General features: G+C 50.2%; 7 protein-coding genes and 1 pseudogene. All 8 read left to right on the top strand.

Annotated features, from left to right (window positions below):
* The first annotated feature begins 18 nt into the window (after positions 1–18).
* The 8 genes and pseudogenes from B3Z75_RS00460 (at position 19) to B3Z75_RS00425 (ending at position 15,258) form a co-directional block, all read left to right on the top strand.
* Positions 19–1,959, top strand: a complete 1,941-nt coding sequence (locus tag B3Z75_RS00460) for a cellulase family glycosylhydrolase (protein ID WP_294066473.1) — start codon at positions 19–21, stop codon at positions 1,957–1,959.
* A 9-nt stretch (positions 1,960–1,968) separates the two neighbouring features.
* A complete protein-coding gene (locus tag B3Z75_RS00455) occupies positions 1,969–3,555 on the top strand; it encodes a glycoside hydrolase 43 family protein (RefSeq protein ID WP_294066470.1) in 1,587 nt (528 codons plus the stop codon).
* A gap of 187 nt (positions 3,556–3,742) precedes the next feature.
* Positions 3,743–4,972, top strand: a complete 1,230-nt coding sequence (locus tag B3Z75_RS00450) for a glycosyl hydrolase family 8 (RefSeq protein ID WP_414702838.1) — start codon at positions 3,743–3,745, stop codon at positions 4,970–4,972.
* A 13-nt stretch (positions 4,973–4,985) separates the two neighbouring features.
* A complete protein-coding gene (locus B3Z75_RS00445; RefSeq protein WP_294066464.1) occupies positions 4,986–7,529 on the top strand; it encodes a glycosyl hydrolase 115 family protein in 2,544 nt (847 codons plus the stop codon).
* Between the two features lie 50 nt (positions 7,530–7,579).
* The gene (locus B3Z75_RS00440; RefSeq protein ID WP_294066462.1) at positions 7,580–9,688 is read left to right on the top strand and encodes a hypothetical protein; all 2,109 of its coding nucleotides are present in this window, start codon (positions 7,580–7,582) and stop codon (positions 9,686–9,688) included.
* Positions 9,689–9,832: 144 nt separating this feature from the next.
* Positions 9,833–10,645: pseudogene (locus B3Z75_RS00435) on the top strand (sialate O-acetylesterase); the annotation flags it as partial.
* A 43-nt stretch (positions 10,646–10,688) separates the two neighbouring features.
* Complete coding sequence (locus B3Z75_RS00430) at positions 10,689–13,319, top strand: TIM-barrel domain-containing protein (protein WP_294066456.1); 2,631 nt, start codon at positions 10,689–10,691, stop codon at positions 13,317–13,319.
* Positions 13,320–13,338: 19 nt separating this feature from the next.
* Positions 13,339–15,258, top strand: a complete 1,920-nt coding sequence (locus B3Z75_RS00425; protein ID WP_294066453.1) for a glycoside hydrolase family 97 protein — start codon at positions 13,339–13,341, stop codon at positions 15,256–15,258.
* The last annotated feature ends 14 nt before the right edge of the window (positions 15,259–15,272 follow it).

The following is a 15,272-nucleotide window of genomic DNA, read 5'->3' as shown; positions in this document are numbered from 1 at the left end:
AAAAATAAGATACAGTAAATGAGGTACCTATTCATTCTTTTCGCTATTTGCGGCATGCTGCTCACCTCCTGTACTGAACAACTACCAGAGACAGACAAAGAGGAAACAGTGCCGAATCCTCCTGTGACGGCTGAACCCGACCCGGTGTTGCCGAAGCTTCGCATTGAAGGGAGATACCTGAAGAACGAACAGGGCAAGACGATCAATCTGCACGGGTTTGCACAAACCTACAGTCCTTTCTTCAATCAGAATGCATGGAATAACTACGATGTGGCGGGATGCCTCCGGTACAACAAGACGATGATCGACAACATTCTGGCTGCCGGATGGAAGATGAATTTTGTCCGGATGCACATGGACCCTTACTGGAGCGACGATACGAGCAAACCTTCGGTCCGTTACGAGGGACACGAGCGTTTCTCCACCACTCGCTTTAAAAAATACCTGAACGAGGTGTTCATTCCGATGGCCGAATATGCCAATGAAAAGGGTCTCTATGTGGTGTTCCGTCCTCCCGGTGTCAGCCCCGAAAAAATCGCCGTGGGGGATGACTACAACCTGTTTCTTGAGCAGGTATGGAGCATCGTTTCAGCACATCCAAAAATCAGAAACAACACGGGTATCATGTTTGAACTGGCAAACGAACCAATCAATATTCTAGGCCCGGATGGCACATATGCCAGCAATGGACAGGGTCATTTCGACCGGATGAAAACCTTCTGCCAGCGCATTGTGGACAAGATAAGAGAAAACGCAAACAACATTATCTGGGTCCCCGGACTGGCCTATCAATCTTCCTTCAGCGGTTTTGCTGCGAACCCCGTGGAGGGAACAAACATCGGTTACGCCGTACATGCCTATCCCGGCTGGTATGGCAGCGATACCGAAGAAGCAAGCGTGGAGCTGGGCGGCACCATGGGTGGCGGATACGAAAGCTTCCAACGTGGCTGGAATGCACAGGTAAAACCGGTCGCAGACATCGCCCCCATAATGGTGACGGAGATGGACTGGGCACCGGCCAAATACGAAGCCTCCTGGGGCAAAAGCTTTACCGGAACGGTGGGTGGAGCGGGGTTCGGCGCCAATTTCAAATATATTGCCGACATGACAGGGAATGTAAGCTGGCTCCTCTTTACCGAATGCCACCGGCTGGCTGCATTTACCAACAAAGCGGGTACACCGGGACGATACACATTTCTGAACGACCCCGAAGCCTGCCCATGGCCCATCTATCACTGGTTCAGGGAATATGCGGAAGGACAGACAGGTGCAGCCGGAGAATTAACGAATTTACAGCTTGTGGGCGTGAACGACAATTTGCAGATATTGACGGGTGGGGAGCGTTACCTGATCACAGAGGCAACCTTTGCCGACGGTTCCACCCGGCATGTGACCGGAGAAACCCGTTTCCATGTCTCCGACGAGTCGGTGGTGCGCATTGCGGACAACGGCATCATGAGTGCCCTCAAAGACGGAACGGCAGTGGTTACAGCTACCTACACCCCGCCAGGCGGAGTTACCCGGAAAATAACGGTCACCGTCCATGCCACCACCTTCCCGCTGACAGTCGGGATGTTCAACCCTTCCATTTTTGCGACAGGGACGTTCGACGAAGAGACAAAGACACTGATCACCGGCCAGTGGGGCTTTGGTGGATGGTGGTATAACAAAGGCGTTGACCTGTCAGGTTACAAATACCTGGTCGCCGAGCTTGGCAACGACAACAATGCCAGCGTTTCTTTTCGCCTGTTCGATGAAAACAATTATTGGTCACAACCTGCTCTCTACGATTTTAGCAACGGACGAAAAGTCGTGGTTGAGCTTGATAATATGTACAAGCAAATTGGCGGACAGCAGGTAAAACTAAATCCATCGCACATATACATCATCGGGTTCTGGTCGTCAGGTGGAAAACCCATCGTCATCAAAGATGTATATCTCACAGATAAACCAACTTAAAAATAAAATATGAAACGACTTTTTGTGATACCCTTGTTGCTGTTAAACTTTTTCTGTGCCAACAGTAGCACAGAGGAGGAGGGAAAAATAATAAAAGCAACCAACCCCATTATCTGGGCAGATGTTCCCGATGTTGCCATGGTTCGCGTAGGGGACACTTACTACATGAGCAGTACAACCATGCACATGAGTCCCGGAGTGCCCATCATGAAATCAAAAGACCTGGTGAACTGGAAGCTGGTCAGCTATGCCTACGACAGGTTGGCCGACAACGAGAAGCTGCGTCTGGAAAACGGGAAGAATGCCTACGGCGCCGGGTCCTGGGCCAGTAGCATTCGATTTCACAACGGACGCTACTACGTTTCCACCTTTTCCTCCACTTCGGGAAAAACACATGTCTACACCACCGACAACATTGAAAAAGGGGAATGGAAAGAGACTACCTTTGAGCCTGTACTTCACGACAACACACTTTTCTTCGATAACGACGGCAAGGTTTATATGATTTACGGTGCAGGCGATATCCGTATTGCGGAACTTACGGATGAAGTATCCGGGCTGAAGGAAAACGGCATAAACAAGGTAATCATTCCCAATGCCAGCCGGGTAGCATCAGAAAAAGTCGGCCTCCCTGCCGAGGGGTCACAGATGGTGAAACACAACGGATATTATTACCTCTTTAACATCACCTGGCCACCCAACGATATGCGCACGGTGATTGTGCATCGTGCCAAAGAAATCACCGGCCCCTACGAGGGCAAAGTGGTACTGAAGGATCGTGGAATAGCACAGGGAAGCATGATCGATACTCCGGAAGGAGACTGGTATGCCTATATGTTCCGTGATTACGGGGCTGTAGGGCGGATTCCCTATCTGATGCCGATGAAATGGGAAAACGGCTGGCCGGTGCTGGGAGAAAATGGCAACGTCCCCGACACGCTCGACATCCCTGTTAGCGAACAGCTCGGGGTTTGGGGAATCGTTTCATCCGACGAGTTCAACCGGATTGAAGGCGATGCACCCCTGCCCCTCTGCTGGCAGTGGAACCATAATCCTGACGACCGCTACTGGTCGCTCTCCGACTCACCGGGATACCTCCGGCTGACCAGCAGCAGGATCGACAACTCACCCCTGCAGGCGAGAAACATATTAACCCAGCGCACATTCGGACCGGAGAGTGCTGCCTCCACATTCGTTGAAGTTTCCTCCATGAAGAACGGAGATTACGCCGGAATGATTGCCCTGCAGAAGAAATATGCCTTTGTAGGCGTTAAGAAGGAGAAGAACCGCTATACAATTGTGATGATCAACGGTGAAAAAGATGAACCGGTGGAGGTAGCTTCTTTTCCCCTGGAACAGAACGGCGTCCATCTGAAAATCGAATGTGACTTCAAAAACAGGACAGACAAGGCCTACTGCTTCTACAGCCTCGACGGTGTAAACTGGACCGCCATCGGCAATACCCTCCAAATGGCCTATACCCTCCCCCACTTTATGGGTTACCGGTTTGGGCTGATCCATTATTCGACGAAAGAGACAGGAGGATATGTCGATTTTGACTATTATCGGATTGAAGACCGCATCACCGGAAAATGAACAATCCTCAAAACGATCCAGAAATAGATGTTTCAACCTGAACATCCAATTTTGCATGAAACAAGTATGCAACTTGTTACATCTGAGAATATAATTCACTGCGAGTTTCACACAAAAACATTTGAAAATCAACAATTTTAGTTGTATGAAAAATAAGATGCTCCGTATAATTTTGTTATTGAGTTGCATGCAGTTGACTAACTGCGCCTCTGCAGTCCAGAAGCCCTGGGATAAAGGGGCTTTCGAAACCGGCAAGTATCGCAATCTACTCGCCGAGATGGGTTACAAACAACGTGATATAGATGCCAAGCTGGAAGAGGCCTTCCACGACCTGTTTGAGGGACCGCAAAAAATTTATTTTGAAACCGGTGACACGATGGCCTACATCTCCGATATCAAGAACAACGATGTCCGCTCCGAGGGAATGTCGTACGGCATGATGATTGCCGTACAGCGCGACAACAAAGAGATGTTCGACCGCCTCTGGCGCTGGTCAAAGCATTTCATGCAGCACCAGGAGGGACCTTTGAAGGGGTACTTCCGCTGGAGCTGCCGGACAGACGGCACCCCCAACTCACAGGGACCGGCTTCCGACGGTGAATTTTATTACATCACCTCCCTGCTGTTTGCCTCCAACCGCTGGGGCAACGATACCGGTATCGACTATCTCTCGGAGGCACAATTTATCCTCAACAGTTCCATGGACAAAACCGGCGAAAACGGTGTGACACCGCTGATTCATCCCGAACACCAGCTCATCACCTTTGTCCCAACAGGCTATGGAGCCGGCTTCACGGATCCTTCCTATCATGTGCCTGCCTTCTACGAAGTGTGGGCACGATGGGCTGAAGATGGGAGAGCCGACTATTGGAGGGAGTGTGCCCGGATTAGCCGTGCCTACCTGCAAAAAGCCATTCATCCCGAAACAGGGTTGAATCCCGACTATAGCCGCTACGACGGATCCCTCCTCAACAGCGGGCGAATTATTGGCGATGCTTTCCGTTTTGACTCCTGGCGTGTACCCATGAATATCGCCCTCGATTACAGTTGGGCATGTGAAGATAAAGAATGGCAACGGACATATGGCCACAAGATTCAGAATTTCCTCTACGCACAGGGAGTGGACCGGTTCGTGGATCAGTATAATGTGGACGGCACTCCGGTAAGTGAGATTCTGGGTGCGGGCGGATACAAGAAACTGCGCCATTCTCTGGGGCTGGTAGCCAGTTCCGCTGCAGTCTCGCTGGTCTGTTCCCACGATAAGAGCCGTGAGTTTGTGGATCATTTCTGGAACAGCAGCCATGAACCCTATGACGACGGCTACTTCGATGCCTATTATGACGGATTGTTGCGGTTGTTTGCATGGATGCACCTGAGTGGCAACTATCGGATTATATCCCCGGCTAACGGGCTGTAAAAGGAAGAAATATATGAACTGCAAGAGAATCATGACCTTGGTTGCTGTTGTGGGATGTATCTTCTGTAGAATGAGTGCTACAGAAGATTTCATCACCTCGCAAAAAAACAACAACACCATCACCTTGTGTGAAACCGGCAGGATTGCTTCTATCTTGCTTTACCCCGACGCCGATAAAGGTATTAAGCGGGCAGTAAGTGATTTGCAAAGCGATTTCGAAAAAGTTACCGGCCACAAACCAAATCTGATCAGCTCATTTACTCCCGATCAGATGACGCTGGTCATTATCGGCACTGTGGGTACAGGTTCTGCTATCGACGAGTTGATACGGCTGAAAAAAATTGATGCTGCGAAGCTGAAAGGAAAGCGTGAGATGTTTTTCATTGAAACGGTAGCAAACCCCTGTGAGGGGGTTACGGAAGCCATAGTCATCGCCGGCAGCGACAAAAGGGGAACCATCTTCGGGATTTATGAATTTTCGAAACAGCTGGGCGTATCACCTTGGTATTACTGGGCAGATGTCCCGGTAGATAAAAAAGAACAACTCTATTTTCAAAAAGGAGTTTATACCGACGGGGAGCCGACAGTGGCATACCGGGGCATTTTCCTCAACGACGAGGCTCCATCCCTGAGCGGATGGGCAAACGCCACCTTTGGCGGGTTTAACAGCGCCTTTTATGAGAAGGTGTTCGAACTGCTTCTACGCCTGAAAGGCAACTTCCTATGGCCGGCAATGTGGGGCAGTGCTTTTTACGACGACGATCCGCAAAACGGAGTGCTGGCGAATGAGATGGGAATTATCATGGGTACCTCACACCACGAACCCATGGCAATGGCACAAACAGACTGGCACCGGTATGTGCAAAGAAACAAATTACCCAAAAACTGGGACTACAACCTAAATGCTGAAACACTGAAGCAGTCATGGAAATACGGCATACAACGGAGTAGGGACTGGGAAAAGATCGTCACCGTCGGCATGCGGGGTGACGGTGACGAAGCCATGGAAGAGAGCGTGAACATTGCACTGCTGGAGAAGATTGTAAAAGATCAACGAAAGATTATTGAGGGGGTTACCGGTAAGAAAGCAAGCCTGACACCACAGGTATGGGCATTGTACAAAGAGGTGCAGGATTACTATGACCACGGGATGAGAGTACCGGACGATGTGACGCTGCTCTATTGCGACGACAACTGGGGCAACATACGCAAGCTACCCTCCATACATGCCAAACCCAGAGAAGGCGGATATGGTATTTATTATCATTTCGACTACGTGGGGGCTCCACGCAACTCCAAATGGATCAACATAAGCCCTGTTCAACGCATCTGGGAACAGATGAACTTGGCTTACGAGCACGGTGTAGACAGGCTCTGGATTGTAAACGTTGGAGACCTCAAACCCATGGAGTATCCCATCAGTTTCTTCCTCGACATGGCCTGGGACCCAAATCGGTTTAACCCGAAAAATCTAATGAACCATACAAAACAATGGGCTGCCCAACAATTTGGCACATCGCATGCTGAAGAAATTGCCCGCATCCTCACCTACTACGCGAAATACAACAGGAGAGTTACACCGGAACTGTTGAACGAACGTACCTACAGTCTGGAAAACTACGGTGAGTTTGAAAGAGTGGTAAACGAGTACCGTGCCCTGGCTCTCGATGCATTCAGGCTATATGCTCAATTGCCAGATAAATACAAGGATGCCTATTACCAGCTGGTGCTCTACCCGGTCAATGCCTGCAGCAACCTCTACGAGATGTATTACGCTGTGGCGATGAACCGGCAGCTGGCAGCACAAAAAGATTTGCGGGCCAACCGGTATGCCGACGTGGTGAAAGAGTGCTTTGTCCGCGACTCGCTGTTGCAGGTGGAGTACAACACAGCCATTGCCGGCGGAAAATGGATGCACATGATGGATCAGACCCGCATCGGCTACTTCTCCTGGCAGGAGCCGCCTCGCAACATCATGCCCCGGGTTACCCGTGTCACCCCGGAGGAGGCTGACTTTGACAAAATATATCTGGAACAAAACGGGTATGTCTCCATTGAGGCGGAGAATTTCACCCGCTATCAGGATGCCGGCGACATCCACTGGGAGGTGATTCCCCACTTCGGCAAAACCCTCTCCGGCATAACCACCTTACCACAAAATGGCTACCCCTCTCCCGGTGAGAATCTTTACCTGGAGTATGACATCGTCTTTGAAACCACCGGGGAGATAGAGCTACAGCTGTTGCTGGCCCCCACCCTGAATTTCAACGATAACAAAGGTTTGCGCTACGAGGTTTCCTTCGACGGTGAGACGCCGCAGCGTATCAACTTCAATGGCCATTATCGCGGTGAGCTGGGACAATGGCAGGCTGAACACCTCATCAGATCTGCCACCACCCACACCATCGACACCCCGGGCATTCACACCCTCCGTTATCGCGTGCTGGACCCGGGGATCGTATTGCAGAAAGTCCTGATCAACACCGGCGGATTGAAACCCAGCTACCTGGGCCCCCCGGAAAGTAACCGCAAGATCCCGGACAAGATGAACCGGTGAAACAAATGAGTAAACATAAAATGATTGTATCACATAATAATTTAACATTGATGAAGAATTTACGATTTTCTCCAAAAAACAAGAAGTTAATTTTACTGAGTATCACGCTGTTCATCTTTTCCACTGTTGTGGGATTGGGACAAAACAACCCTTACCCGCAGAGCAAGGCACAAAAAAAGTTCGTACACCATGGAGCGGGAAACCCTTATCTTCCGCTCTGGGAGCATCTGCCCGATGGGGAACCCCGTGTTTTTGAAGATCCCGACAATCCAGGCAGATACCGCGCTTACATCATTGGTTCACACGATGTGCGGTTTACCAGTTACTGCGGTCCGGACATCAGGATCTGGTCGGCACCTGTGGAGGACCTTTCCCTGTGGCGTGACGAAGGTCCTGTATTCACCTATACTGTCAACGATCAATGGGACGTGATGTATGCTCCGGACCTGGTGGAAGTGAAAAAGAAGGATGGCACAAAAGAGTATTACCTCTATCCGCACAGCCGCGGACCACGCAGGGAAGCAATGGTCGCCAAAGGAAGCCGGCCCGACGGACCTTTTACCCCCATTAATCTGACCGAAGACGGCACAAGAACCGTCGAGGGTAGCATTCTGGGCTTTGACCCTGCTGTTTATGTTGAATATGTAACCGATCCGAATGATCCGGATTATGAGATCGGCTTCAGAGCGTACGCATACTGGGGTTTTCAAAGATCATTGGCAGCCCAGCTGGATCAGAATACCATGTATTCACTCAGGCCGGGGACAGAAGTAATCAGCTACTTCATTCCTGCCAGTGCAAGATACGGCGTGATACGCGATCCTGAGGGCACCAAATACCCACAGATATTTCCTGATCAGGATCTCAAAACATTTAACTTTTTTGAAGCATCCTCCATCCGCAAAGTGGGGAACAAGTTTATCACAGTTTTTAGCGGATATTCCGGGCCGGAATACGGTGTGGGTAGCTCCAACTCTACGCTGCGCTATGCCGTGGGCGACTCGCCGTTGGGTCCCTGGAGGAGCGGCGGCGTGTTGGTCGACTCCAGAGCACCGGTGTTGAACAAAGATGGATCGGCCATTGAAACATCCTATGCCGGTCACAACACACATGGCAGCATCGAATTGATCAACGATCAGTGGTATGTCTTTTATCACAGGCCTCCAAGAGGTTTCGGATTTGCACGACAGGCAATGGTGGCACCCCTCACCGTGAACTGGGATGAAAAACCGGTGTCGGAAGGAGGAATGGTCACCATCAGAGCATACGATCCTTATGCCAGCGACCATGTCTGGAACGTCAAAGACAGCAAGGGTAAAGAATACAAGGGAGCAGAAGTCACCTCGGAAGGATTTCACCTCTACGGCCTTGACCCCTATCAATACTACTCGGCCGGATATGCGTGTTATCTGTCCGATAGTGGTATCCAACAGGATTCATGGGATATCTGGGACAATCATATGCCCATTGGCAACGTGAAGAACGGCCATATCATTGGCTACAAGTATTTCGGTTTTGGCGGACTCAAAAAAGATACTAAGGGGCTGAAAGCCTTCAAGGGTACCCAAAAAGGAAACAAAACAGCCTTCAACCTGTTTCTGACACCCAAAACATCGAAATCGTTCAAGGTCAACGTGTGGCTCGATGGTCCGTGGGAGAACGAAACCTGGAAAGGAACAAAAATTGGGGAAATTGTTGTCCCTGCTAACGCAGTGCAGGAAACGACCCAATTTACAGTAGATGTATCCCGGTTTGTGGATCATCTTGATAAAAAGCATGCCATCTTCCTGGTAGCAGAAGGGGAAGGGTCGACAGAACTCTTCGACTTAATTGGACTGGGTTTCAGCGCAAAGAAGAAGAAGCTCACTCCGCCGGTGGTTCCATCAGTCACCATTGCAGTGAATGGCAAAAAAGTGGAGCTCCCCAAAACACCGGTTAGGTCCACCAATGCCAATGGCATTGTGGGATACAATCAGTACGAAACCACCTTCAAGCTTCCTTTCGGAACAGGAAACGCTCCCACGGTTACTGCCTCGTCGGACCACAAGAAGGTAAAAGTGAACATAACGCAGGCTGATTCACCCACAGGCACTGCCAGTGTCGATTTTGACTTCAACGGTGTTGTCAAAACATACCGGATTGCATTTACAAACGACTAAGGAGGGGATATTGTTGGTCCCGGCAACGGACAATCCGCTACAAAAGTCAAAGCATGCAATTGAAATAATTTAAGTTTACACAAAACACACAAAACTATGCGTACAAAAATATTGTTTCCGTTAGCCAGTCTCGTCATCATCCTGATGAGTGCAGGCTGTTCAGGTAAAAAAGCCGCAACGGCAGAAAACAAAGAGGAACTGCATGTTTACCTTTGTCTGGGCCAGTCGAATATGGAGGGACATGTGCGCTTCACTGCCGAAGACACCATCGGCATCGACGAACGTTTCAGGGTACTCCAGACAATCGATTGTCCCGATCAGGGACGGACAAAAGGGGAGTGGTACAAAGCCACTCCTCCCCTGGTGCGTTGTCATACCGGCCTCGGGCCTGTCGACTTTTTTGGAAGGGCAATGACCGCTGTACTTCCCTCTCACATCAGGGTGGGAGTAATCAACGTAGCAGTAGGAGGTTGTAAAATTGAGCTTTTCGACAAAGATAACTATCAGGATTACGTTTCCACCTCACCCGGCTGGCTAAAGAATATGGTGGCCGAGTATGATGGAAACCCCTATCAGCGCCTGGTGGATATGGCCAATGTTGCCCAACAAAAAGGAGGCATCATTAAAGGGATCCTGCTGCATCAGGGAGAATCCAACACCGGCGACAAAGAGTGGCCCCAAAAGGTGAAAAAAGTGTATGACAGCCTCCTTGAAGATGTGGGACTCCCCCCCAACTCGATTCCTCTGCTCGCAGGGGAGGTGGTGCATGCCGATCAGGAGGGGGTCTGTGCATCGATGAACGAAATCATTCAGACGTTGCCCGAAGTAATACCCTACAGTTATGTCATCTCTTCCGCAGGATGTAAGGCAGGGCCGGACCGGCTGCACTTCTCCAGCGAAGGCTACAGGATGCTGGGTGAGCGTTATGCTAAACAGATGCTTGTCATCCTGAACAAGTAAGCTAAAAAAGAATTGTGCGCAATAAACTTAATTTTTTAAAATGTCCTTTTATAAATCCACATTGCTGCTTATCGGCTATTTTACACTACTTTCGTTTACCTCTCCAGAAAAATTTCCGTATAGTGATACCGGCAACCAGGTTAACATACAGATAGACGGAGGCGTACTGACCCTTGAACCGCTGAACGACAATGCCCTCCGCATCAGATACCGGCAACCGGGTGCAGATCTATACCCGGAAGATATTGTCTATACGGAATCGGTTGCGACGCCCCCATATAAGGTCAGAGAAGATACGGAAGCGATCAGACTGGTAATGAATAAGATCACTGCAGTTTATAACAAGAAAAAAAACATCCTTTCTTTTCTGGACCATAAGGGAAATGTGATACTGAAAGAAAAAGCCGGAGGGCGCATCATGGTGCCGGACACCCTTGATCAAATCCCGGTGTTTAATGTTACGCAACGGTTTATCTCACCACCGGACGAATATCTGTTTGGAACCGGGCAATTTCAGGACGGACACCTGAACATCAAGGGCCTGCCCCGAAGGCTCACGCAGGTAAACAGCCAGATATCTGTCCCCTTTATTCTTTCTAATAAAGGATACGGCCTTTTATGGAACAATTACGGGCTTACAGAATTCAATCCTGCTGAAAACGCCCTGCCGCTGATACGCAATCATGACCGGACGGAGACCTTTACAGTAGACGCTACAGGTACGAGCGGCAACAGACGTGAGACCAGGAATATGAATCGCTTTACGGCCACACTGAATGTTCCCGCTGCCGGCAGGTATGCTCTGCTGCTCGATGTGGGACAACCGATGGCCCGCAAGCATCACCTTGTCATTGACGGCGACACATTGGTGGATGTGAATAATATCTGGCTGCCCCCCACAACTTCCCTTCTCGCTGAACTTACGGCAGGCAGGCACGAGGTTACCGTTGAGGGAGAACAGAATGACCGTCCTATGCTTTTCTGGAGAGCTGTTTCCGATGAGACCGTATTCTTTTCCCCGGTGGCTCAAGCTCTCGATTATACCGTCTTTGCCGGTTCCGGAGATGAGGTCATTGCCAGTTACCGGGAGTTGACAGGACCAGCACCAATGCTGCCACTCTGGGCATTTGGCTATATTCATTGCCGGGAACGTTTTCACACACAGGAGGAACTGCTGGAAAATGCACGCACCTTTCGCAGTAAGGGTCTACCCGTCGATGTGATTGTACAGGACTGGCAATACTGGGGAAAACATGGCTGGAACGCCATGCGCTTTGACGAGGATCGTTATCCCGACCCGGCCGGCATGGTGCGCCAGCTGCATGACATGAACATGCGCATGATGATTTCTGTCTGGTCGAAAATCGACAAACAGTCCCAGCTGGGCAAAGAGATGGAGGAAAAGGGGTATTACATTCCTGGCAGTGAATGGATTGACTTCTTCAACCCCGAAGCAGCCTCCTTCTACTGGAAAAACTTTGCTGAAAGACTGGTTCCCTACCAGATAGATGCCTGGTGGTTGGATGCTACTGAACCGGAAAATGATGATCTGCAGAACAGAAAAATTCTCAACGCCACCCTGCCAGGAGAACTCTTGCGTAATGTCTATCCACTCTATGTGAACAGGACGGTTTATGAAGGACTGCGTAAAGATGATCCCGCACAGAGACGCGCCTTCATTCTCACCCGAAGCGCTTTTTCCGGCATGCAACGGTATGCCACGGCCACCTGGTCGGGAGACGTGGGACATGATTGGGAGACGTTGCGGCGCCAGATCACCGCAGGACTGGGACAGATGAGTACCGGTCTTCCCTGGTGGACTTATGATGCGGGTGGTTTTTTCCGACCCGGCGACCAATATTCCAACCCCGGCTATCACGAACTATTTATCCGCTGGTTCCAGACCGCCACCTTTTTTCCTTTGCTAAGGGTACACGGATACATGAGCAACACAGAACCCTGGCGATATGGCGAAGAAGTGGAAAAGGTGGTTTCGAAATTTCTGGATCTGCGTTACCGGCTGCTCCCTTATATTTACTCGGAATCATCGCGTGTCAGCTTCAACGGTTCCACGCTGATGCGTCCCCTGGTGATGGACTTTGCTCATGACCGGATAGCGCTGGAACAAAAACATCAGTTTATGTTCGGCCCATCGATCCTTGTGGTACCGATCACCGAACCAGGAACCAAACAGTGGTCTCTGTATCTTCCTGCGCATAAGAAAGGGTGGATTGACTTCCGAAGCGGAAAAAAGTGGCAGGGAGGAGTGAATGTGGAGATTCCGGTCGACCTCTCCTCCATTCCGTTATTTGTCAAAGCAGGCTCCATCATCCCGATGGGTCCCGTCAAACAATTCACGTCTCAGCATACCGACGACCCAGTGGAGATTCGGATCTATCCTGGCGGAGACGCCAGCTTCACACTCTATGAGGACGAAGGGAATAATTACCACTACGAACAGGGGCAATATAGTACCATTGAGCTGCAATGGAATGATGCGGAAGCCACCTTTACAGTCGGAGACAGAAAAGGTGCTTTTCCCGGGATGGAGCAAACCAGGAGTTTCCGGCTGGTACGGGTAGATCCTGTCAACACCACAGAGAACGGCAAGACTGAAAAAGGTGTCACAATCGACTATTCCGGAAAACAAAAAAGTATACGATTAAATTGAAAGAATAAGGAAAAATTAAATGCAACGATTTATACAACTGGCACTCTTACTTGCCTTCATCACACCCTGTGCAAACGGTCAGAGCCATGTTGCCTCACCAAACGGGAAGATCACGGCCGAGGTACATGTCACAAAGGGGAACGCATTTGGCCAGCCTTCCCTGACCATCACCTACAACAATAATGGCAACAACCATACACTCTTTGAAAATCTGCTCACGGGACTCAAAACAGACAGCCAGAACCTGACCGACAGCATGAGGCTTATTTCTGCTTCATCCCCTTCGGAGGTCGTGGAAGAGTACACCATGATTACCGGTAAAAAAAGACTCTGCAGCAACCACGCATTTGAACGGATATACAGTTTCGAAAACCCAAAAGGTGAAACGATGGATCTCATTGTACGAGCTTACAACGATGGCGTTGCCTTCCGGTACCGGTTTAGCAGCATCGCGGAGCAGGAAAAAATTGCGGAGGAAGCGACCACCTATCCAATTGCGGAGGGAATCAAACGATGGAGCCAACCCAGCCGGATCGACTACGAAGGATTCTACACACTCACCCAAAGCGGGATTTCCGAACCGGAAACTCTCCAGCAAAGGAGCAACAGCCATTGGTCTTATCCAATGCTGCTGGAACCGGCCGACTCCATCTTTGTCCTGATCACCGAAGCAAATATACAGCGGGGGCAGTGCGGATCGCAACTGAACAATGCCGCCAACAGCAGCGCATATCGCGTACTGCTGGCCGACAAGGCACTTCCCGTCCGGGGTACATGGTTGTCGCCATGGCGGGTGTTGATCATCGGAAGTCTGGCTGATATTGTCGAGTCAACGCTGGTTACAGATGTATCGGAACAATCAAAAGTAGCCGACACCGGCTGGATCAGCCCGGGGCCTGTAGCCTGGATATACTGGGCTTACAACAATGGATCGAACGATTACCAAATTGTAAAGAAGTATATCGATCTGGCCGCAGAGATGAACTGGCCTTACAACCTGATCGACTGGAAATGGAATGAGATGCGCAACGGCGGCACTGTCAATGATGCTGTACAATATGCAGCTGCAAAGGGGATCAAAACCCTGTTGTGGTACAACTCATCTACCAGCTGGAATGGTGAAGGGGCACCGGGTCCCCTGTATGTACTGAACGGAAAAGAGAGCAGGATCAACGAATACCGGAAACTGAAAGAGATGGGCGTATCCGGCATCAAGGTCGACTTCTTCAACGGCGACGGACATGAGGAGATGAATTACTACATCGACCTGCTGGAAGACGCTATCGACCACAGGCTCTTGATCAACTTCCATGGTGCTACACTCCCACGGGGATGGCAAAGGACCTACCCCCATATGATGACCGTGGAGGCGGTTTACGGAGCAGAATGGTACAACAACAGGCCGATCCTGACAGACAGGGCAGCAAAACACAATACAACGCTGCCTTTCACCAGGAACGTGGTGGGCCCGATGGATTATACTCCCGGCACCTTTAGCGATTCTCAGCATCCTCACATCACCTCCCACGGTCATGAGTTGGCACTGACAGTTGTTTTCGAGTCGGCACTGCAACACATGCCGGACCGTCCTGAATCCTATTGTTCCCTTCCGGAACCTGTCAAAGAGTTTCTCTCCAGTTTGCCAACATCGTGGGATGAGACAAAGCTGCTCGCCGGCTACCCGGGTGAGTCGGTCGTGCTGGCACGACGAAAAGGACATACCTGGTATATTGGCGGACTCAACGGCACCGATGCACCCCAGACACTGTCTTTCCGGACAGCCGTGTTGTCCGGGACAAACAAAACAATCACCCTTTTCAAAGACGGGGCCGAAGAAAGGAGTTTCACAATTGAAGAGGGATCCAACCTGTCTGATTTCCCTGCCATCATAGGAGTGGATTGTGCGCCTCGTGGTGGGTTTGTAGCAATAATCAAATAAATACAACAACATAT

The organism is Proteiniphilum sp. UBA1028 (assembly GCF_002316955.1).
Lineage (GTDB): Bacteria > Bacteroidota > Bacteroidia > Bacteroidales > Dysgonomonadaceae > Proteiniphilum.
This window is presented reverse-complemented; position numbering and strand designations above follow the sequence as displayed.

Bases quoted from the DNA above. Each gene is read 5' to 3' on its own strand.
- B3Z75_RS00460 (WP_294066473.1), top strand. From the start codon at position 19: ATGAGGTACCTATTCATTCTTTTCGCTATTTGCGGCATGCTGCTCACC.
- B3Z75_RS00455 (WP_294066470.1), top strand. From the start codon at position 1,969: ATGAAACGACTTTTTGTGATACCCTTGTTGCTGTTAAACTTTTTCTGT.
- B3Z75_RS00450 (WP_414702838.1), top strand. From the start codon at position 3,743: ATGCAGTTGACTAACTGCGCCTCTGCAGTCCAGAAGCCCTGGGATAAA.
- B3Z75_RS00445 (WP_294066464.1), top strand. From the start codon at position 4,986: ATGAACTGCAAGAGAATCATGACCTTGGTTGCTGTTGTGGGATGTATC.
- B3Z75_RS00440 (WP_294066462.1), top strand. From the start codon at position 7,580: ATGAAGAATTTACGATTTTCTCCAAAAAACAAGAAGTTAATTTTACTG.
- B3Z75_RS00430 (WP_294066456.1), top strand. From the start codon at position 10,689: ATGTCCTTTTATAAATCCACATTGCTGCTTATCGGCTATTTTACACTA.
- B3Z75_RS00425 (WP_294066453.1), top strand. From the start codon at position 13,339: ATGCAACGATTTATACAACTGGCACTCTTACTTGCCTTCATCACACCC.